Here is a 21,357-nt window from a genome sequence, read left to right as displayed (position 1 = left end):
CAGGAAGCCGATGATCTGCTCTTCGCTGAAACGCTTCTTCACGTCCAATCTCCTTCTCGTTGGGGATTGGACTCCAAAGCAGCCTGCTACTCAATTGCGGGGGGACGTCGCCTCCACCACCCCCCCTAAAACTGTAGAACTCACCGCTAAACTGTACCGCGATCGGAAACAAGCAATTTGAGTGGAGCAGAGGGTCCAATTTATCTAAATGAGTCTTACCCGGACAATTTCTTAGATTTTGCGACCGCATCTAGCCAGTCTTGCCAGACGGCACCATCAGCAGGCATCCCATCTTCTAGCAGGTGCATAGAGCCCAGCAAGATCCCGATATCTTCCGATTGTCCATTCCTTTCCCAGTAAGACTCAAGAAAAATGAACATCGCGGCGTAGGCTTCTTCTTCAAGCATATCTAGTCAACCTTCCTAGGCGGTGGTGGTGCAGGACGAGAAAGCCCTGTTTGAGGATTAAACGAACGCGGCGTTTGGTTCACCCCGCCATTGACGATTTCTCCATTTCTTGTCTGCGTCCAGACCTGGCTCCCATCCTTCTGCGTTTGAGATGACCATGTGTTGCCAAACCGATCATTGCCCAACTTAGTTTTCGGGTCATCCGCAACTCTCCTTAGGATTTCTCGGTTCTGCGGACTATCCCTCATATGCCCCTCTTTATCCCTAAATATGTGTTGGGCTCTATCCTTCGAGATAGCGTGTCCGGAATCTCTTCTAATAACGGAACTTAGTGCTTTAAGAACGCCCGCTGGATTCTTAGTGGCCACTATTGCCAAGCCTGCAACTGCGCCAGTTGCGCGTGCCGAAGATCTGTCCATGAACTCTTGTTGTGACATCTCGCCGCGGTTCATCGCCTCGATGTCACGCTCCATATACCTGATGGCAATACCTTCACGCCCATCAGGATCAATGAACGAATATGGACTATTTATGGCATAACAGTAACGACAGAAGTTCGTAACCGGCTTTTGATATGGGGTAATAGGATCAACGCTGAGAAATACTCCCAGCGGTGGATCATAGTACCGCTGCTGCATATACGTCAGCCCGGTCGCAGCATCCTGCACGTGACCTGTGTAGCCGGGGCCGTCTTGCAAGGCCGGCGTCAACTGGGCTCCATAGGGCTCGTATTCCCGGCGCTCGACGACAACGCCGTTCTCGTCTGTCACGACTACCACGCTTCCCAGCGCGTCGGTATGAATGTAACGAACCGTCGTCTGCGCCTGCACGTCACCGATAAGCATCCATATCAACGCAAGGGCGCACGCCAAATACCGACTCATTTTCACCGGCCTGCTCCTGCGCTATGTTCGATACTCACCGGGACATCGGGACCGCCTGGACTTCCGTACTCCACAAGCGTCTGGGCGTAGGGCGCCGACCATGCCGAGCACCCGCCAGCGTTGCAAGCCCTCAGCACATGCGCCGGTGCGCAATAGGAAGCCGTGTTGAACGCGCCCTGCACACTTGTCGATGGGCCGCTGTACTGGAGGCCGCCTCCTTGGACCTGAAGTTCGTAATGTTCCGCAGATGCCAAGGGCGTCCATTGAACCGAGCACTGCAGACGTACCAGCTCGCCCTGATAATGCCGATTCATGACCGAGGACGTGAACGTGGGCACTGGCGGCGGTCGGGTGACGGTCACGCTACGCGCAGCAGACCAGCCGCCACAGCCCGCGACGTTACATCCGCGCACTTGGTAACTCCAAGTCCCGCTCGCCTTGCCACTGATCGACTTGCTGGTCCCCGCTGCATCATGCACCGTGCTCCAGCCTCCGCTTCCCAGGCGCTCCTGGAGCTGATAGCGAGTTGCTTGCGCCACCGCTGTCCAGGTCACCGCATAGCTACCCGAGGCATTGGCCGCGGGCACGGTCAAGGCAGGTGCGCTCGTCGGCGGTCGGATGACCGCGGTCGACTTCGCGGCCGACCACCCGCCACATCCTGCGGCGTTGCATGCCCTGACCTGATAGCTCCAGCTTCCCGTGGACTTGCCGCTGACTGCCTTACTTGTTCCAGAGGCGTTGTGGATCGTTGTCCAGCTTTGGGTGGCAAAACGCTCCTGAAGCTCATAGCGTGTCGATCCGCCGATCGCGGTCCAGGTGACGGTGTAGCTTCCTGTAGTGTTGCTCTCGGGCACAGTCAACGCCGGCGCGGAGGCGGGCGGGTAGATGACGCTCACAGCCACGGCAGCTGACCATCCGCCGCATCCGGCCTGGTTGCACGCGCGTACTTGGTAGCGCCAGGACCCGGTCGCCTTGCCAGTGAACGCTTTGCTGCCGCCATCTGCATCATGGATCGTCGTCCAGCTGCCGTTGCCCAATCGCTCCCGCAATTGGTACTTCGTCGCAGCAGCTACACCGGTCCACGCCACGGTGTAACTGCCGTTTAATCCCGTCGCCGGTGCGTTCAACGTCGGCGTTGCAGTTGGCGGCAGCTGCACGGTGACAACGGCTGCCGCACTCCAGCCCCCACAAGTGGCAGCACTGCATGCGCGGACCCGATAGCCCCAGCTGCCAGCGGCCTTGCCTATGACCGCTATGCTCCCACCTGGCGCGTCGCGGAGCGTGCCCCAAGGCCCGCTATTGAATTGCTCCTGTAGCTGGTACTTGATGGCCAAAGGCGCACTCGACCAGCTGACGGTGTAGCTGCCCGTCGCGCTGTAGCCCGGGACGGTCAGATTCGGGGTGGACAGTGCGATGGCCGTCTCGACCTCGGCGAGCAGGCTCCCACCCAGGTGGATGTACGTAGTCGTGCGCCCACTGCGCTCATCCCGCTGATAACGCAGTACGCCATCCTGGCCATACATCGAGTAGATCGCAGCCCCATTGTCGCGAGTGGCCTTGACTCGACGTCCATGCCCGTCGTACACGTAGTGTTCGAGGCTGGTGACGCTACGCAGGCGATTACCCAAATCAAAATGGTACGTCTGCCCGTTACGGCTGGCCAAGTTGCCTTGGGTGTCGTAAGCCAGCGAGGCCACCGTCGCACCGCCCGATGTATTGGTGATCAGGTCGAGGCGCTGGCTGGTTCCGTAGAGATACGTATGATCCCGGGGCTTGGCGCCCCCCGTCACACGGACGCGTCGCAGGTTGTCGACGACGTCATAGGTGTATGCGGCCGTGCCGAACATCGGCGAGACAGTCTGCGTCAGGCGATCCAGGGCGTCATACGTCATCGTGCGATGACCGCGAGCGCCCGGCATGCCATCACTGATCGCGGCGACGTTCCCGTGCTGGTCGTAGTCGAGACCATCGTCTTGCACGGTGGCTCCCCCAGACGCATCCCGGGTCCGACTCGTGAGCCCCCGAGCATTCTGGGTCAACGTGCGGACAATGCCGTTCCCATAGGTGAACTGCCTGATACCGCCGTTCGGAAACCATCGAACGCCGGTCGCATATGCGCCGGCAGCGGTGGGCTGGCCCAGGGCATTGGGCGCGTAGTCCACTGCGACGCCTTCGGGCTGCGTCACAGACGCGAGATGGCCATTGGCGTCATAGCCATAGCCGATTCCCCATTGGTGCGCGCCTACACCGAGCGCTTCTCCTACAAGCATGCCCCTGCGGTTGTAGGTGTAGGCGGCGCTCACGACATCCGCGCCGCCATTGTCGACCGTCATGAAGACCAGCTTGCCATCCGGCGCATAGCCGTAGCTCGTGTCGCCACGATGATCGGGAAACGTCAGCGCCTGGACACGGTTGCGCGCGTCGTAACTGCGAAGGGTTCGCTGGGCAACCGGCACATCCGCAGTGTTGCAGCTCGACGTCGCCGTGTACGACGCGCCCGATCGACTCCAGACGAGATTGCCGGCGCCATCGTACGCTTGGATGGTCGCGCCGGTTTCCGGCTCGACGGTCTTGCACAGTTGGTGGTGCGCATCATAGATGTAGCTGCGCGTCACGCTCGTGCTGCCGCCTCCATCTCGTCTCGTTATCGCCGTCGGCTTTCCGAAGGCATCGCGGGCAATGTCGGTAAAGGCACCGGCTGGATGCGCGACCTGGATCGGATAATCAGTCGTTGGCTGGTCCCAGGCCAGGTAGCTCGTCGTGGTCTGCGCGCCCTTGGGCCTGGTGGTCCGGGTCTTGAATCCAGCCAGGTACTGCGTGGTCGTCGTCAGAACGCCGAGTTCGCTGTCCTGGGAGACGGAAGTGGGGCGGCCCAAGGCGTCGTATTCGGACCAGACTCCGGTATTCGGCGCACTGCTGCTCGCTGGATAGGAGACGAAGATCTCCCGATTCCCTTGGTCGAAGGCGCGGCGCACGAAGCGCTGCGTACCGTTGGCATCAGCGGTGTCGTACTCGCGCGTCAGAATTGGACGGAACAAGGCGTCGAGGTAGGTGACCTTGCGTCCATTTCCGGTCGCCTCGGTGCGCTGCCAGTGACCGGCTGAAATGCCATACGCAGCAGTGGAGGATCTGGCAAAGGTGAAGGTTGTGGTATTCCAAAGGGTGGTGTCGCCACTGGGCCACGCGATGCTCGCCAGACGCCCCATCGCGTCGTGGGTGTAATGGGTCGCATACCCATTTTCGTCGGTGGCGCGGATGATCCAGCCGCTATCGTTGACGATCGCGCTCCGGGTTGCGCCAGCCGCTGCCTCCGGCGTGGCGGGGAACTTGATTAGTTGTGGGATCCCGCGCTTCCAGTCCGACAGCGTGGTGACGTGGTTACTGCCATCCTTGACGCTGGCCACCGTACCGTCCGCGTTGTAGCCAAGCGTTTGCACGACTTTGCCGAAGCTTGCGAACACCGTAGGTCGCGCGAGACTGTCGTAGCTGGTCTCCGAGACGACTGTTCCATTGACGGTCAGTCTCGCCTGCTGCCCCAGGACCCACCTCAAGAGATCATCTTGGTATTTGGAAACTTCAGCGCGGATGGCGCCGCTTGTCACGTTGCTACTCTTGGTCACCGAAACCGGCCTGGCGAAAACATCGAATGAGTTCGCGGCCCAAGAGAACGTGTGTCCTTGCTGCACGACATTGCGCTGCCGCAGCGGTCGAATGAGCGTCCTGGATTCGTCATTGCCGCCGAGCATTGCACCGTAGCGCGAAGGGAACGGCTGACCCTGAGCCTCGGCGTCGGTCATATAGACCAACTCCTCTTCCCTGAGCACCTGGCCCGCAGGAGACAACACCCGGCTTCCTAGCAGCTTGCCCTCGTTCAGTCCGAAGACGATGCCGTAGCGTTCCACGATCCGGCTGCCATCAGGCTGCGTGATGGTAGTCTGCGAATCTTGTTGGCAAGTCATGCAGGGGGGCAGAACGCCCGACCAGAGCGGCTGATGTCCAGAACCTCCGGCATATGTCCAAGACAGTGGCGATCCGATACCGGCTCCTGAGACCGTCTTCGAGGTCAAACTGAACCTATCGAAGTAATTGGGTATCGCCAGATGCATGATCACACTCGCCGGATCTTGCGGGTTCGCTTCGCGAACGCAATTGACGGACGGCACGCCGCTGCGATAGTGCCGGGTGTGCTTGAACCCGAAGGTCCCCAATGCGCCGCTGGGATGCGTGATGGCAAGCGTGTAGTCCGCTTCGACCAACGGCGCGACGCCACCGCAATTGGCGCCCACCGATCCATCCCAGCCCGGATAGTTCAACGTCATGTCGGTGCTGTAAGCAAATCCCCAGCGTTGCCCGTCCGGCTGCTGCACCCACTGGAGCTGGTTGGCCTGGTAGCCGTATGTCCATTCACGGCCATGCGCCGTCACCTTGCTCAACCTCCCGCCGCTATAGACGAGATCGAGCCTGCGCCCATCATTCGATCGGATGACCGTCGGATGGCCCGCACCGTTGTAGCTGTACTCCACCCAGTTGCCGAAGCGGTCTTCCACCCGACTGGCCAACAGCAACACCTGGATCCGTGGCTGCCCCATGATCGCCGCGTACACGTCAGACGCCATTAGGCCCGCCATGCGGACAGTTCCGACGTCGAACCGGTACTTCACGCCCTCCGCAGTGAGCATGAGAAATCCTTCGCCGGGATAACCCGAGGCCATCGGGACGCAACTGAACGTGTCGAATTGCCGGGTGATCCAAAGCCGCGTTGCGCCATCCTGCGGACGGTGAACGGCGTCGGGGTACCCCATCAACTCGCGTTGGCCCTGCCCAGGAACGTTCACGACGTAGCCCGACCAGATGTCCTCGATCCGGTTCGGCGGCTCGGTCTTGGGATAGAAGTGGCTGGAGCAACGCGGCATCTCGCCGCCCAGCCCTCTGTTCCAGCCGAAGTTGGCGTCGAACGTTCCGGTGATGTACGGCACGGCCACATCCCAGTTGCCAATGCCGCCATACTGCTCGGGCTTCTCGCTTCCCTGGGGCTGCGGCCGCACCTCCAGGCTCCGACGCAACTCTACCGGCAGGCCGGAATTACCCTCGATCGAGATATCGACATGCTCGAACGACGTCGATCTATCGAAAAGATTGATGCGTTCCCCGAACATGTCGGACGATAGCGGGGCCACCATTTGTGTGGCACGAATCCGCTTGTCGTACTCCTGATAGGGTTGCATCGGGCTTTGACCGTACGCAGCGCCCGCGAGCAACAATGCCATGACCGACAGACAGCACACTGCGGTCGAAATTCGTGTACCAAAGTGTTCGCTGACAGCCGCAGCGAACGGCAGAAATCCTTTCATCCCCACTCCTCGGCTTTCCCCAAAGCCTATTCATGTGGGTTATATAGGAATTCCGAGCTAACGGCTATCGCCATGGCAATTAACGCCTCCGGAACTCAACTCGCATTGAGGCCATTTGACGGCCGGCATTGTCATGTGCATTTTCTGAAACGACATGCACACGCTGGCTAGACGAATGGACGCTGGAGCACGCCGCTGACTTCATGGCGTCGAGTCTACTGGCCATGTGCCGCCAAGCCTTGTACTGCGGCTCGACAGCACATGGCTGCAGCTTTGCCAGGCGACGTCTCGACTCCCCGCTTAGCCTCAACTCCGCACCGCAGCCCGACGACGACGCCATGCACTCCAGGCGATCGAGACGATGGCGACAAACAGCCACAGCGGCCAGAGCAGCGCCACCACGACGCCGGCGTCGAGCAGGCCTTGCCAGCCACCGCGCAGTGCCTGGCCGATCCGCACGAAGAAGCCGGGGCGTTGTTGGGTGAACACGGCCTCAGGATCGACGCGTTCGCTGTGCCTGACCTGAGCGGGCTGATAGAGCGACAGGTCGATCGTCGCGAATGCGATCCGGTCCTCGACTTCGCGCTGGGTCACGCGCGCCTCGTCGCGGGCCGCGAGCGCACGTTCGCGGGCGGCGAACGCGTCGCCTTTGCGGTCCAGCCGGTCGCCGGCCTGCACCGCCTGCGCCAGCGATTGCTGCAACTCCTGGCTGCGGGCGTACGCCAGTTGCTGGCGCAGCAGGTCGAACTGCACGTCGCGCGCGTCGAAGTCTCGGCTGTCGAGAAATTTCATCTGCTTGGCGAGCTCGCGCAGGAAGACTTGCGCGCGGTCACTGGGCACCCGCACGGTCAGCTCCCCTGCGGTGGTGTATTCGATCAGCTCCAGCAGCTTGCCGTCGCCGATGCGGTGCCGCTGCACGCCCTGGGTCTCGGACCGGATCCGGTTGGCGACCACGAAGCCCCCTTGCGCAGCGGCGAGATCCTCGATCGCGAGCGCCGAGCGGTAGACGTCGTCGACCGCGAACCGCGCTTGGGCGGCAAGGATGAAACGGCGCGCCGGATCGGTCTGCGCCAGCGTGCCGGAGGCCATCTGCACGGCAGCATCGACGCCTGCCTCGACCTCAGCCGCAGGCGCGGCGCCCGCAGCCGGAGACGACATCGCATCGGCCGCTGGCGCCGGCACCGGCACCGGCGGATTGGCCGCGAACTCGGTGGCGGTCTCACCCGACGGCCGCGCACACGCAGCAAGTAGCACGCAGAACAGGCCGGTCGACAGCAGCCGGCGATGACGGAAGACGGACATGGAGGTCTCCAGAAAAAGAGGAGGGGTGCAGCGTCAACGCGCGAGGCCGAGCATCGGGGCTGACGGTGCGACGCACAAGCAGGCCCCGGACCCTGCCATCGGTCACCCCTGCGCTTTAACGCGAAGCCAACATCTCGCGTTCGCCGCCCCGCTAGCGTCATGCGTGACACATCCGTCACCTGGGGATCTCTGATGCGCCATCTGTTGCTCGCGACCGCGGTCGCGATGAGCCTTGCCGCCTGCGGCGACCGTCCGCCCGCCGATGCCGCTGCCAGTACGGCGGCGGCCCCTACCGCCAAGCGGGTATCGCTGGACGATGTGGCGCTGATTCCGCGCGCTGCGCTGTTCGGCAATCCCGAACGCGCCGGTGTGCAGCTCAGCCCCGACGGCCGCTACTTGAGTTGGCTGGCGCCGGTAGAGGGCACGATGAACGTCTGGGTGGCGCCAGCCGATGACCCGGGCGCGGCGAAGGCGGTCACCCAGGATGCGGCGCGCGGCATCCGCGACTATTTCTGGTCCTACCAGCCCGGCACGCTGCTGTACCTGCGCGACACCGGCGGCGACGAGGACTTCCACCTGTTCGCCGTCGACATCGACAGCGGACGCAGCCGCGACCTGACGCCGTTTCCCAAGACCACTGCACAGGTGGTGGGCATCAGCCATCGCCATCCCGATGCACTGCTGGTGGGCATGAACGATCGCGATCCACAGTGGCACGATCTCTATCGCGTCGACCTGGGCAGCGGCGCGCGCACGCTGGTGGCGCGCAACGACGACCGCATCGGCAGCTATCTGGCCGACGCCGACTATGCGCTGCGTTATGCCTCGCGCTCGCGTCCGGACGGCGGGCTGGACCTGCTGCGCCGCGATGGCGACGGCTGGGCGACGATCGAGGACGTGCCCTTCGAGGATGTGCTCAGCACCGGGCCCGCCGGGCTGACCGACGACGGCGCGACGCTGTACATGCGCGATTCGCGCGCGCGCGACACCGCCGCGCTGTTTGCGATCGACACCGCCAGCGGCGAGAAGCGGCTGGTGCACGAGGATGCGCGCGCGGATGTCGGCGGCGCCTTGTCCGACCCGCGTACCGGCGTCGTGCAGGCGGTCTCGGCGAACTACCTGCGCGAGGCCTGGACGGCAGTCGACGACCGTATCCGCGCCGATCTCGAGACGCTCGAGGCGATCGGTCCGGGCGAGGTCTCGATCAACAGCCGCACGCTCGACGATCGCCACTGGCTGGTTGCCTATTCGGCGGCCGAGTCGCCGGTCGTCTACTACCGTTACGACCGTCCGGCCGAAGGCGGCGCAGGCACGCTGACCCAGCTGTTCTCGGGACGTCCGGCGCTCGAGGGCAAGCCGCTGGTGCCGATGTGGCCGCTGGAACTCAAGTCGCGTGACGGACTGACGCTGGTCAGTTACCTCACATTGCCCAAGCACGCCGACGCCAACAACGACGGCAAGGCCGACGCGCCGGTGCCGCTGGTGCTGCGCGTGCACGGCGGGCCCTGGTCGCGCGATGGCTACGGCTTCAAGCCGACGGACCAGTGGCTGGCCAATCGCGGCTACGCGGTGTTGAGCGTCAACTTCCGCGGTTCGACCGGCTTCGGCAAACAGTTCACCAATGCCGGCAACGGCGAGTGGGCGGCCAAGATGCACGACGACCTGATCGATGCCGTGCAGTGGGCGGTCGACAGCGGCGTGACCACCGCCGACAAGGTCGCGATCATGGGCGGCAGCTATGGCGGCTACGCGACGCTGGTCGGGCTGACGTTCACGCCCGACACCTTCGCCTGCGGCGTCGACATCGTGGGCCCGTCCAATCTCAATACCTTGCTGTCGACGGTGCCGCCGTACTGGGCGAGCTTCTTCGAACAGCTCACCCGGCGCATGGGCGACCCGCGCACCGAAGCGGGCAAGGCCTGGCTGACCGAGCGCTCGCCGCTGAGCCGCGCCGATGCGATCACCAAGCCGCTGCTGATCGGTCAGGGTGCCAACGATCCGCGGGTCAAGCAGGCCGAGAGCGACCAGATCGTCGAGGCAATGACCGCCAAGTCGATCCCGGTCACCTACGTGCTGTTCCCCGACGAAGGCCACGGCTTCGCGCGGCCGGAGAACAGCACCGCGTTCAATGCGGTCACCGAGGGCTTCCTGCAAACGTGCCTGGGCGGACGGGCGCAGCCGATCGGCGACGACTTCGCAGGCTCGAGCATCACGGTGCCCACCGGCGCCGATCGCGTGCCGGGACTGGCCGAGGCGCTGAAGACGCATACCCAGGACGTGCGCAAGTAACGCCGGTTTGACGGCCCGTCGCCGCGCGCGCGGCGGCGGGCCGGATTGCCGAACACGCGCCAGAGCATCGCGATCCGATGCGCCGCGCAAACGCCGGCAACGTGCCGACCGCCTGCCCGATCAGCGTCGCTTGCCGCGCGCCGCGCCCGGCAAGGTCTGGCGCAAGGTGTCGAATCCCGCCCATGGATGCGTGCCAAGCCGCTTGAGGCGGGCCGGTGTATTGCGCAGCGTCCACTGGTTGCCGGCCTTGACCCGGCCCAGTTCCTCCCAGCGCAGCGGCATCGCCACCGGGGCACCGGCCCGGGCGCGCAACGAGAACGAGGCCACCGCGGTCGCGCCGCGGCCGTTGCGCAGGTAGTCGACGAAGATTCGCTCCTTGCGGAACTTCTTGGTCGCCGTGGCGACGTAGATCAAGGGCTCGAGCTGTGCCAGGCTCTGCGCGAACGCCTGCGCGAATGGCTTGACGACCGACCACGCGCAGCCTGGATTGAGCGGCACCACCACGTGCAGGCCCTTGCCGCCGGAGGTGCGCACGAACGATTCGAGGCCCACCTGCTGCAGCAACCCGCGGATCTGGCGCGCAGCCGCAACGATGTCGCGCCAGGCGATGCCCTCGCCCGGGTCGAGGTCGAAGACGATCCGGTCGGCGATGTCGGGCGCGTTGGCCTGCGCGCCCCAGGGATGAAACTCGAGCGCGTTGAACTGCACCAGCTCCAGGGCGGCCGCCGCGTCGTTGACGACGAGGTAGTCGCCGGCACCACCCGATTCCTCCTTCAGCCGCACCGTCTCCACCAGTTGCATGCCCGCGGTGTGGTGCTTCTGGAAGAAGCAGGCGCTGTCGATGCCGCCCGGGCAGCGGATCACCGACAGCGGCCGACCGGCGATCTCGGGCAGCAGCCAGTCCATGACGGTCTCGTAGTAGGCAGCGACATCGCCCTTGGTCAGGGTGTCGCCCGGAAACAGCACCTTGTCCGGGCTCGACAGCGTCGGCGGCGTGCGCACGCCAGCGGGTGCCTTGCGGGTCGTCGTCTGCTTCGCGGGTGCGGCCGCACGCTTGCGGACGGGCGTCTTGCTGCGGGTCTGCGTCGCCATCTCGTCGTCTCCTTCGGGGGCGCCGCGGTCGCTGTCGTACAGGTCCTCGATCGACTTGTCGGGCCGGACCGCCTTGAGCGAGGGCTGGCGCAGCAGGCCATGACCGCCGGTGCCGCGCGAGAACACTTCGACCACGAAACGTGGCGCGAACCAGCGCGCGGCGCGCAGGTCGGTGTCGTTGGGCGGCACGTGGACCGTGGGGGCATCGCGCCCGGCCTTGCCGATGCGCTGGGCGATCTGTTCGAGCAGTGCGTCGCTGAAGCCCGAGCCCACGCGCCCGGCATAGCGCCAGCCATGCTCGGGATCGGGCCGGGCGAGCAACAGCGCACCGAAGCCGCTGCGGCGGCCCTTGGGCGGGGTGTAGCCGACCACCGCGTACTCGTCGCTGGCCAATTCCTTGGTTTTGCGCCAGTCGTCGCCGCGCCCGGGGCGATAGCCGCGGTCGCCACGCTTGGAAATGATTCCCTCGAAACCGGCCTGCGAGGCCAGCTCGATCGCAGTCGCCGCCTCGCCCTCGATGTGCGAGCTCCAGGCCAGGTGCGCAGGCGGCGGATCACCGAGAATGCGCTGCAGCAGCGCCTTGCGCGCGAACAACGGCGCCTCGCTGATGTCGATCCCATCGACATGCAACAGGTCGAACAGCACCAGCGCCAGCGCGCCCTGGCGCGTCCCCGACAAGGTCTGCTGCAGCAGATTGAAATCCGCGCGCGCGCCGCGCCCGGCGATCAGCTCACCGTCGAACGCGGCCGAACGCAGCCCCAGGCGGGTCAGCGCCTCGGTGATCTCGGGCACCTTGGCAGTCCATTCGAGCGCGTTGCGCGACCACAGCCGCACCTTGCCGCGCGCGATCGTCACCAGCAGCCGGTAGCCATCCCACTTGAGCTCGTGCAGCCAGGCCTCGCCGGTCGGCGCGCTTTCGCCGAGCTTCGCCAGCTGCGGCGCGAACGGGCCGTCGGGCGCGGCGGCGCGGCGGGCGCCGTCGAGCTTGCGTGCGGCTGCGGCCCAGTCGTGTTTGCGGCGCGTGGCGACCGCAACCTCACGCTTGCCGCGCTTGCGCGCCTTGCCGGTGCCGGCACGCTTGGCGTCTTCTGGCGGTGGCGGCGCGATGTCGCCAAGCAAGTCGTCGGCATCCAGCTTGCCGGCGTACGCGTCGCGGTCCTTGAACAGCAGCCACTGGGGTTGCCGGCCCGGCCGGGCCGTGCGCACCAGGTGCCAGCGGCCCTTGAGCTTGCGGCCGAAGAGTTCGAAGCGCAGATGGCCCTTGGCCAGCGCCTGCTCCGGGTCGCCGTCCGCGACCCAGGCGCCGGTATCGAACCTGGCCACGTGGCCGCCGCCGTACTGACCCTTGGGGATGTCGCCTTCGAAGCCGGCGTAATCCAGCGGATGGTCTTCGACCTGCACCGCCATGCGCTTGACGTCGGGGTCATAGCTCGGCCCCTTGGGCACCGCCCAACTGCGCAGCGCATCGCCCACCTGCAGGCGGAAGTCGTAGTGGCGCCGGCTGGCATGGTGCAGCTGCACGACGAAGATCGCCCGCTTGCCGCGCGGCGCCGCCTTGCCCGGTTCCGGCTCGCGGGTCGTGTCGAACCTGCGCTTGCGGCGGTAGTCGGCGAGGGTCATGGCGTCACGACGCCTTGCGCACGGCCTTCTTCGCGGTCTTCTTGGCGGCCTTCTTGGCCGCGGCCGTCTTCTTCACGGGAACCTTCTTGGCCACGGCCTTGGCCGGCGTGCGCTTGTTGCTCTTGAGGCTCTGCTCGAGCAGCGAGACGAAGTCGACCACGTTGGTCGCCGCATCCTCGCGCGGTGCGGGCTCCTCGGTCACGCGTGTGGTTGCGCCCTTGGCCTTGATGCGCTTTTGGATGATCGCCGCCAACCGCTCGCGGAACTCGTCGTGGTAACCCTCGGGGTCCCAGTCGGCCGACATCGATTCGATCAGCTGCGTGGCCATCTGCACTTCCTTGTCGGCGATGCGGTACTTGGACGCATCGCCGGTGGGCAGCTTGTAGTCGTTGGGATCGACCAGCTCCTGCGGATAGCGCAGCAGCATCAGCACCAGCGCATCGTCCTCGGGCAGCACCGCGCACAGATACTCGCGCGTGCGGATCACGACCCGCGCGATACCGATCTTGCCGGTCTTCTTCAACGTCTCGCGCAGCAGCACGTAGCCCTTTTCGGCTTTCTTGCCCGGCACCAGCACGTAGGGTTTTTCAAAGAAGCGCGTGCCGATGCTGCCGGCATCGACGAAGGCCTCGACATCCACCGACTCGTGCGATTCGGGCGCGGCCGAGGCGATGTCCTCCTTCTCGATGACGACATAGCTGCCCTTGTCGTACTCGAAGGCCTTGACGATCTCCTTCCACGGCACCTCTTCGCCGGTGTCGGCGTTGACCCGCTCGAAGCGGATCGGCTTCTTGTCGCGCGAGTCGAGCATGCGGAAGCTCAGGTCGGTACGGCGCTCGCCCGACATCAGCGACACCGGGATGTTGAGCAGGCCGAACGACAGCGAGCCGGACCAGATGGGACGTGCCATGGGATCTCCGATGCGCAACGCGGCGCGAATGTGCGCGCCCTGCACAGCATGGCGGGACGCGGTCGTCGCAGGCTGGCAAACGCCTCGTGGACCCCGCGTCAACCTCGCTGCCCGCGATCGCATGCGCCCGGCAACGCGAGGGCGCCCGGCCGGGCGCCGCACTGCGACCCCAGGCGCGGTCAGTGACCAGATCGGGCATCCTGTGCGCCTTTCCGCCGGAGACTGCCATGCACCTGATGATCGTCGGCGCCAGCCGTGGGTTGGGCCGGGCCTTCGTCCAGGGGCTCGGCGGTCCGGGCGATATCGTGGTGGGGGTCTCACGCCAGCGCCCCGCGCTGAACGCACGTGTCGACGGCCCTGAGCTGACCTGGATCGAGGCCGACCTGGCCGACCCGCGCGCAGCGGCACGGGCGATCGCCGCAGCCTGTCCGCCGGTGCTCGACGTGCTGATCTACAACGTCGGCATCTGGGAGGCGCAGGCCTTCACGGCCGACTACGATTTCGAGCACCAGGACGACGACGCCACGCTCGATCTGGTGAACATCAACGTTGCAGCCCCGCTGTTGCTGCTGCGCCGGCTCATGCCGCAACTGGCCGCCAGCGCGCGACCCCGGGTCATCCTCACCGGCTCGACCTCGGGCTTGGCCCGCAGCGGCCGGCCGGAAGTGGCCTTCGGCGCCAGCAAAGCCGCCCTCAACGGCATCGCCGATGCGCTGCGCGAGGGCTTTCGCGACCGCCGACTCGGCGTCACCTGCCTGCAGCTGGGCGATCTCAACACCGACGACGGGCTGGACGCACCGCGTGACACCGCGGCCGCTCGCGACGACGGACGCACGGTTCCGGTCCACGATGTGGTGCATGTCGTGCGGACACTGCTCGAGCTGTCGGACGCCAGTTTCGTCCGAGAGCTGGTGATGCCCGCGATCGCCGATCCCCGCTTCTGACACGCCCAGCCTGGATGCACGGTTCGGCGCGGCTGCGATCGCGCCACGCTGGCGGCACAGTGGCAGACCAGCATGCGAGGGCTGCAGGCACGGCCGCGCCAGGCCGGGACGCTTTCACGCACGGTTGCGCGCGCCGGCGCACAGTGATGCGCATGCACCCAGACCACGACATCGACAAGACGCCCGACGAGCGCGACCGTGCCCCGGCCCCGGCCTCGCCGCAGGAAGCGCGCGAGCATCGTGGGCACCGTGAACGGCACGAAGAGAACACCCACGACGAGGCGCTGGAGGAGACGTTCCCGGCCAGCGATCCTGTCTCGCCGTTCGTGCCGGCGCGCGATCCCGAGTGAGGGCGCACCGCCGCCCGGGGACCGCCGCGCGCCCGCCCGGCGGCCAACACGTCGTTTGCGTGCCGGCCATTGGGGCCGACCCTAGCCGCACGACAGGGCCGGCCCCCTATAATCGCCGGTTGTAATCGTTTACACAGGATCGACGATGCGTCTTGACGACCGGCTGGAAGCGCTGCTCGCCCGTATGACCGTGGAGGAAAAGGTGGGCCAGCTCGGCATCTTCGCCGACATGCTGCGTCCGTTCGCCGCCGACGTGAATCCGGAGATGAACGAGCTCAACGCCGGCGAGTTGCGCGAGCGTATCCGGGCCGGGCATGTCGGCGCGGTCTTCAATGGCGTGGGCGCCGCCCAGGGGCGCGAGGCGCAGCGCATCGCGGTCGAGGAAAGCCGGCTCGGCATTCCGCTGCTGATGGGCGCGGACGTGATCCACGGTATGCGCACGGTGTTCCCGATTCCGTTGGGCGAAGCGGCGAGCTTCGAGCCTGAACTGGCCCGGCGCACCGCACGCGCGGCCGCGATCGAAGCCACCGCCTGCGGCCTGCACTGGACCTTCGCGCCCACGCTCGACATCGCCCGCGACCAGCGCTGGGGCCGCGTGGCCGAGGCGGCGGGCGAAGACGTGGTGCTGGCCAACGCCTTTGCGGCCGCGCGCGTGCGCGGCTTCCAGGGCGACGACCTGACCGCCGACGACGCGCTGCTGGCCAGCCCCAAGCACTTCGTCGGCTACGGCGCGGTGATGGGCGGGCTGGACTACAACAGCGTCGAGATCTCCGAGGGCACGCTGCGCGACGTCCATCTGCCGCCGTTCAAGGCCGCGATCGATGCCGGCGCGCTGACGGTCATGAGTGCGTTCAACGACATCAACGGCGTGCCGGCCTCGGCCCACGACGGCCTGCTGACCGACCTGCTGCGCGGCGAATGGACGTTCGGCGGCTTCGTGGTCTCCGACTACACCGCCGATTTCGAACTGGTCGCGCACGGCTTCGCCGCCGACGACCGCGAGGCGACGAAGCTGGCGTTCACCGCCGGGGTCGACATGAGCATGCAGAGCGGGCTCTACGCCGCGCACCTGCCCGATCTCGTCGCCAGCGGCGAGGTATCGATGGCGACGCTCGACGAAGGCGTGCGCCGGGTGTTCGCGGTCAAGCAGGCGATCGGCCTGTTCGACAATCCCTACCGCTCGCTCGACCCCGAGGCCGAAGCCGCGCTCGATCCCCAGGCGCTGCATGGCGCACTGGCACGCGAGGCCGCGCAGCGTTCGATCGTGCTGCTCAAGAACGACGGCGACCTGCTGCCGCTGAAGAAGGCCGGGCAGAAGATCGCGCTGATCGGGCCCTACGCGCGCGACCGCGACAATATCGAAGGCTGCTGGACCCTGTTCGGCGACAAGCGCCTGCACGTGAACCTCGAGGACGGCCTGCGCGCCGCGCTCGATGACGGCGACGCGCTGACGGTGGTCGACGGCAGCGGCATGGAAGACGCGCTCGACGGCGGCCTCGACGCTGCGGTGGCCGCCGCACGCGACGCCGATGTCGTGCTGCTGGCGATCGGCGAGCCGCAGAACTACAGCGGCGAAGCGCAGTCGCGCACGCAGATCGTGATCCCGCCCGCGCAGCAGGCGCTGGCCGAGGCCGTCGCTGCAACCGGCACGCCGGTCGTGGTGCTGTTGCGCCACGGTCGCGCGCTCGCATTGCACGGTGCGGTCCGCGATGCGCAGGCGATCCTGGCGACGTGGTTCCTCGGCACCGCGACGGGACCGGCGATCGCCGACGTGCTGTTCGGCGACTACAACCCGTCCGCGCGCCTGCCGGTGAGCTTCCCGCGCGACTCGGGCCAGCAGCCGCTGTACTACAACCGCCAGCGCACCGGCCGGCCCGAGCTGCCGGAGATGAGCGAGTTCAAGAGCCGTTGGCGCGAGATGCCGCACAGCCCGCTGTACCCGTTCGGCCATGGGCTGTCGTACACCCGCTTCGAGTACGGCCCCGTGCAGCTGTCGGCCGACACGCTCGACTGGGACGGCACGCTGACCGTCTCGGCGACGCTACGCAACACCGGCGACCGCGCCGGCGAGGAAGTCGTGCAGCTGTACATCCACGATCGCGTCGCCAGCCGCGTACGTCCGATCCGCGAGCTCAAGGCCTTCCGCAAGGTCGCACTCGCCCCGGGCGAGGAGACCACGGTCACGTTCGAACTGCAGCGCGACCAGCTCGCCTTCACCACCCGCAGCGGCGCCTTCGCCGCCGAGCCGGGCCTGTTCGACGTGTGGATCGCTCCGAATTGCGAGGCGGGAGAGGCGGTGCAGTTCTCGCTGCGCGGGGCGTAACGCGCGCAGCGGGCGCCCGCGCCCGGAGCATGACCATCCGTCGCCGCGTAAGGCGACGGCGGTCGACTCTCAGTCCGCGTCGGCCGCGTACTGCTTCTCTTCGATGAAGCCGGCGCCGGCCAGGCGGTTGATTGCGTTCTTGAGCTCGACGCGGGCGTGGTTGGTCGTGGCGACCGCGCGCGCGAGGCGGATGAATTCGTCGTCGAAGGTCTGGCTGCGCTCGCGGTCGCGCAGGCCGTCCTGGATGTCCCACATCGTCGCGTTGACCGCCTTGAGCTCGGCCTTCAGTGGCGCGAAACCGGGATCGCCCGCTTCGACGCCGCGCCAGGGCGTCAGCAGCGCGTCGAGTTCGGTGCGCACGTGCGCGAGCTTGTCGGCATCGTCGAGCCGCTCGGCCTTGATTTCGAGGATGGTGATCTTGTCGGCGAGTTCGCCAACCGATACCGGGGTCATCACTGCGCCCATGTCTGTCTCCTCGTCGCTGGCAAGCCGCTCATTCTAGTCGCGTGCCGCCGCCGCGGGCTGGTGGATCGCCGGGATCGTCCAGCCCTGGACCAGCGCGTACAGGATGCGGCGGTCTTCCTCGTCGAGCCCGCCGCTCGCCTGGGCGCGATAGCGCAGTCGAAACGCGCGCGCAGTCGCGTCCGGATCGTCGATCGAATAGCCCAGCGTACGCAGCGCCTGCAACGCATCGAAGCCTGCCGGCGCCGGCGGCGTGCCGTCCTGCGGCCAGAGACCATAGCCGTGCTCGGCGAGGCGGCGCCAGGGGAAACGCACGCCCGGGTCGATCTTGCGCGTGGGCGCGAGGTCGGAATGGCCGATGACGTTCTCCGGCGCGATCCGCCAGCGCGTGCGCAGGTCCTCGAGCAACACCAGCAGGCTCTCGATCAAGGGCTCGGCGAACGGCTCGCGGCCGTTGTTGTCGAGTTCGATGCCGATCGAGGCCGAATTGACGTCGGTGATCGCGCCCCAGCGGCCGGCGCCGGCGTGCCAGGCGCGGTCGAGGTCGGACACCAACTGGTAGCGCTCGCCGTGTTTGCCGATCAGGTAGTGCGCACTGACCCGGCCGCCGCTGTTGGCGGTGCGCAGCGTGTCGAGACTGCGCGCGACCGAGTCCTGCTCGGTGTAGTGCAGCACCACCAGCACCGGCCGGCGCGCATCGGCGTTGGCCGACGGCACCCAGGTGGCGAGCGGATTGCGCGGGGCCTGGTGGGCGCAGGCCGCCAGCAGCAGCGCGGCGACGAGGAGAGAAAGGAGGCGCATCGCCGCATTGCACCCGTTCGCCGCCGCAGACGCAACCCACGCCCGATCGTGCGACCGGCGCGCCGCCTGCTCAGCGATCCAGGAGCACGCGCACCCGGGTGCCTTGGGGCAGACGCTCGACGCGCAACTCGTACCAGCATCGGTCGCGGGCGAGTCGTTCGCACTTCCACGACAGGAAGTCGAGCGACCAGGTCAGCGGCGCCGCGCCGCTGCGCTGCAGAAACTCATCGAGCGGGAACGCCGCCTCCAGGCGCCGATCCTCGCGCAGCGACCACGCTGTCCAGTGCAGCAGCCAGTCGTAGTCGGCCTGGGGAACATCGGGTTGCATCGGGGGCCTATCGAAGTCGATCGGGTGTCACCTGCACGGCTGCGCCATCAGGCATGGGGCGGACGTTCGCGGACGATGCGCACCTGTTGGAGGCCGTCTGGCGACGTGCACGTTTGGATCTCGTACCACTCGCCGGTACGGATCAGCCGGTCGCTGGCCCAGGACACGAACGCGAACGCCCAGTCCTGGCCCGCCACATGGCTCCGATGCACGAACGCCTCGAGCGGCAGGTCCAGCTGCTCGCCTTGCGGGCAGGCCTGCCAATCGGACAGTGCGGCAATCCAGTCGAACGCGGTGCGGGCCAGCATGACAAGACGCGGGGCGCCCGCCCGCATCGCCTTCGCGATGCGGGCAAGCGCCTCCGGACCCTACTGGCGCGCCACGAGGGTCAGACCGGCGTACGTGCCGGTGAGTCGGATGTAGTACTTGCCCGCCTGCGGGGCGGTGAAGCGCACGGTCTCGGTGTTGCTCTTGGCACGAGCGGAGAATGCATCCCGATCGGTCGCAGTCGGCACGCGCCCCCTGGCGACATACATCGACACGTCGCCAGTGCCGCCGAAGGTCATGAAGGTCAGGACCGCGCCGGCCTTCGCCTCGAACGTGTAGAGGCCATCCTCGACGCCGTTGCTGAGCCCGCGCAGTTCGACCTTGTTGGTCAGCGGCACTTCCAGCGGCGCGCAGTCGCTGGTGCACGGCGGTTGCGTCGCGCGATGCAGCAGCTGGGCTGCATCGAGGATGCCCGCGCCCATCGGCGTGTTGGTGGGAATGGCCACCGGGAACGGCCGCGCGGTGCGGCGCAACAGGTCGCGCATCTCGCTCCAGGTCAGCGGCGTGTCGACGACGCTTTGCACCATCGCCGCGGCCGCGGCCACGTGCGGCGAGGCCATCGAGGTGCCGGTGTAGCCGCCCAGGATCCAGTCGGTGGTCGGCCGCGTGGTGCCGGCGTTGAGGACCTGGAAGATGTAGCCGTTCGGATCGCCATCGACGTCGCCGCCACCGCCCGGCGCCGACAGGTCGACTCGGGTGCCCCAGCTGGAATAGCTGGCCTTGCCGCCGGTCACGCGGGTCGCGCCCACCGAGATGACGCCCGTGCACGAGCTCATGGTGTAGCTGCCGGCATTGGCGTTGGAATTGCCGGCGGCCACGACGATGATCGACCCCTGCGCGTTGATCTTGTCGATCGCGTCCTGGTACAACGCCGGGCAGGCCTGCGGGCCGGTGCTGCCCAGGCTCATGTTGATGATCTCGGCGGGATTGGGATTGGCGGGCACGCCCTCGACCGGCAGGCCGGCGGCCCACATCATGCCGTCGGCGATGTCGCTGCCGTAGCCGCCGCACGAACCGAGCACGCGCACCGGCACGACCTTGGCGTTGTGGGCGAGACCGGCCAAGCCGGCGCCATTGTTGGTCTGCTGGGCGATCGTGCCGGCGACATGGCTACCGTGCCAGGAGCTGGCGCGCGGCGCATTGCCCTGTGCGCCCAGCGCCGTGCAGTAGTTGGCCTCGACCCAGTCGCCCACGTCCCAGCCGCCGGCCACACGCGCATCGGTGTCGCGGCGGGAGATGCGCCGGTCGCTGATCATGTCGTAACCGGGCAGGACGTTGGCCGCGAGATCGGGATGGTTCTCGACGATGCCGGTGTCGACCACCGCGACCACGACGCCTTCGCCGGTGGAGATGTCCCAGGCCTGTTCGGCGCGCACGCCGCCGGTCGGATCCTTGAAGTTCCATTGGAAGCGCGCGTATTCCGGATCGTTGGGCACGGCGGCCGGCATCGCTGTCGGCGACCGCGCCACGTCGGCGCGCTGATAGAGCCGGTCGACCTCGACCCGGAGCACGCCGGGCTCGGCCGACAGCTCGCGGATGAAACTCGCGCGCTCGGACTCGGTCATCGGGCGCGAGGCCTGCACCACGTGCCAGCCTGGCGCGGCCATGCTGCGCAGTACGCGTGCGGTGGCGGCCGGGCGGGCGGCCGCGGTCGCCGTCGCGGCGACCGCGCTCGACAAGCCGGCGCGACGCACGCTGCTCGTCAGTGCGCTGCTCAGGGCTGCGCGACCCTGCGCCGCCGGCTGCCCGGTCTTGACAACGAACCGCTGGCCCGCGATCGCAGCGGCTTGCGTCTCACCGGCGAGGTCACGGGTCACGCTGCGGTCGAGGCGAGGGCCTGCGGCCTGCGCGCCGCCGGTCAGCAGGATGGCGGCGATCGCCGCGCCGAGGGTGGTCTGGATACGCATGGAACGTGTCTCCGTCGAAGAAGGGGATACCGCGAAAGCGGCGCCGTCGCATGACGGCGC

16 protein-coding genes are annotated in these 21,357 nt (G+C 66.8%); 5 read left to right on the top strand and 11 right to left on the bottom strand.

The features are described 5' to 3' along the window. The coding region (locus tag ABE488_RS07475; RefSeq protein WP_346447679.1) for a hypothetical protein at positions 1-181 on the top strand (181 nt) is incomplete at its 5' end. Positions 182-215: 34 nt separating this feature from the next. On the opposite strand, the gene ABE488_RS07470 is transcribed toward ABE488_RS07475, so the two are convergent. The 4 genes from ABE488_RS07470 to ABE488_RS07455 form a co-directional block, all read right to left on the bottom strand. After that, positions 216-407 carry a hypothetical protein gene (locus ABE488_RS07470; RefSeq protein WP_346447678.1) on the bottom strand — a complete coding sequence of 64 codons (192 nt, stop codon included), beginning with the start codon at positions 405-407 and terminating at the stop codon, positions 216-218. A gap of 2 nt (positions 408-409) precedes the next feature. Next, positions 410-1,177 (bottom strand): RHS repeat-associated core domain-containing protein, encoded by a 768-nt coding sequence (locus ABE488_RS07465; protein WP_346447677.1) that lies wholly within the window; start codon positions 1,175-1,177, stop codon positions 410-412. Between the two features lie 116 nt (positions 1,178-1,293). Further along, positions 1,294-6,642 carry an RHS repeat protein gene (locus ABE488_RS07460; protein ID WP_346447676.1) on the bottom strand — a complete coding sequence of 1,783 codons (5,349 nt, stop codon included), beginning with the start codon at positions 6,640-6,642 and terminating at the stop codon, positions 1,294-1,296. Positions 6,643-6,948: 306 nt separating this feature from the next. After that, the gene (locus tag ABE488_RS07455) at positions 6,949-7,944 is read right to left on the bottom strand and encodes a DUF4349 domain-containing protein (protein ID WP_346447675.1); all 996 of its coding nucleotides are present in this window, start codon (positions 7,942-7,944) and stop codon (positions 6,949-6,951) included. Between the two features lie 192 nt (positions 7,945-8,136). Between ABE488_RS07455 and ABE488_RS07450 the strand changes: the two genes are divergently transcribed. Next, on the top strand, positions 8,137-10,233 hold the full coding sequence (locus ABE488_RS07450) for a S9 family peptidase (RefSeq protein WP_346447674.1): 2,097 nt from the start codon (positions 8,137-8,139) through the stop codon (positions 10,231-10,233). 120 nt (positions 10,234-10,353) lie between these two features. Here ABE488_RS07450 and ligD read toward each other — a convergent pair whose 3' ends face one another. Continuing rightward, positions 10,354-12,945, bottom strand: coding sequence for a DNA ligase D (gene ligD / locus ABE488_RS07445; protein ID WP_346447673.1), 2,592 nt, complete (start codon positions 12,943-12,945; stop codon positions 10,354-10,356). 4 nt (positions 12,946-12,949) lie between these two features. Beyond that, complete coding sequence (locus ABE488_RS07440; RefSeq protein ID WP_346443554.1) at positions 12,950-13,855, bottom strand: Ku protein; 906 nt, start codon at positions 13,853-13,855, stop codon at positions 12,950-12,952. Positions 13,856-14,082: 227 nt separating this feature from the next. Between ABE488_RS07440 and ABE488_RS07435 the strand changes: the two genes are divergently transcribed. The 3 genes from ABE488_RS07435 (at position 14,083) to ABE488_RS07425 (ending at position 17,472) form a co-directional block, all read left to right on the top strand. Then, positions 14,083-14,799: an SDR family NAD(P)-dependent oxidoreductase gene (locus ABE488_RS07435; RefSeq protein WP_346443553.1), complete on the top strand. Its 717-nt coding sequence runs from the start codon at positions 14,083-14,085 to the stop codon at positions 14,797-14,799. 152 nt (positions 14,800-14,951) lie between these two features. Beyond that, positions 14,952-15,149, top strand: a complete 198-nt coding sequence (locus tag ABE488_RS07430; protein ID WP_346443685.1) for a hypothetical protein — start codon at positions 14,952-14,954, stop codon at positions 15,147-15,149. Positions 15,150-15,294: 145 nt separating this feature from the next. Next, a complete protein-coding gene (locus ABE488_RS07425; RefSeq protein ID WP_346447672.1) occupies positions 15,295-17,472 on the top strand; it encodes a glycoside hydrolase family 3 N-terminal domain-containing protein in 2,178 nt (725 codons plus the stop codon). A 69-nt stretch (positions 17,473-17,541) separates the two neighbouring features. Here the strand turns inward: ABE488_RS07425 and ABE488_RS07420 are convergent, their stop codons facing one another. From ABE488_RS07420 to ABE488_RS07400, 5 genes are all read right to left on the bottom strand, one after another. Continuing rightward, positions 17,542-17,937, bottom strand: coding sequence for a DUF6165 family protein (locus ABE488_RS07420; RefSeq protein WP_346443549.1), 396 nt, complete (start codon positions 17,935-17,937; stop codon positions 17,542-17,544). Positions 17,938-17,970: 33 nt separating this feature from the next. Next, positions 17,971-18,735 carry an N-acetylmuramoyl-L-alanine amidase gene (locus tag ABE488_RS07415; RefSeq protein WP_346447671.1) on the bottom strand — a complete coding sequence of 255 codons (765 nt, stop codon included), beginning with the start codon at positions 18,733-18,735 and terminating at the stop codon, positions 17,971-17,973. 70 nt (positions 18,736-18,805) lie between these two features. After that, positions 18,806-19,063, bottom strand: a complete 258-nt coding sequence (locus tag ABE488_RS07410; RefSeq protein ID WP_346447670.1) for a hypothetical protein — start codon at positions 19,061-19,063, stop codon at positions 18,806-18,808. 47 nt (positions 19,064-19,110) lie between these two features. Continuing rightward, positions 19,111-19,371 carry a hypothetical protein gene (locus tag ABE488_RS07405; protein ID WP_346443544.1) on the bottom strand — a complete coding sequence of 87 codons (261 nt, stop codon included), beginning with the start codon at positions 19,369-19,371 and terminating at the stop codon, positions 19,111-19,113. Between the two features lie 60 nt (positions 19,372-19,431). Then, positions 19,432-21,297, bottom strand: a complete 1,866-nt coding sequence (locus ABE488_RS07400) for a S8 family peptidase (RefSeq protein ID WP_346447669.1) — start codon at positions 21,295-21,297, stop codon at positions 19,432-19,434. Between the last annotated feature and the right edge of the window lie 60 nt (positions 21,298-21,357).

It is taken from the genome of Luteimonas sp. TWI662 (assembly GCF_039673825.1).
GTDB lineage: Bacteria > Pseudomonadota > Gammaproteobacteria > Xanthomonadales > Xanthomonadaceae > Luteimonas.
The sequence above is the reverse complement of the archived record's forward strand: the minus strand, read 5'-3'. Positions and strand labels throughout refer to the sequence as shown.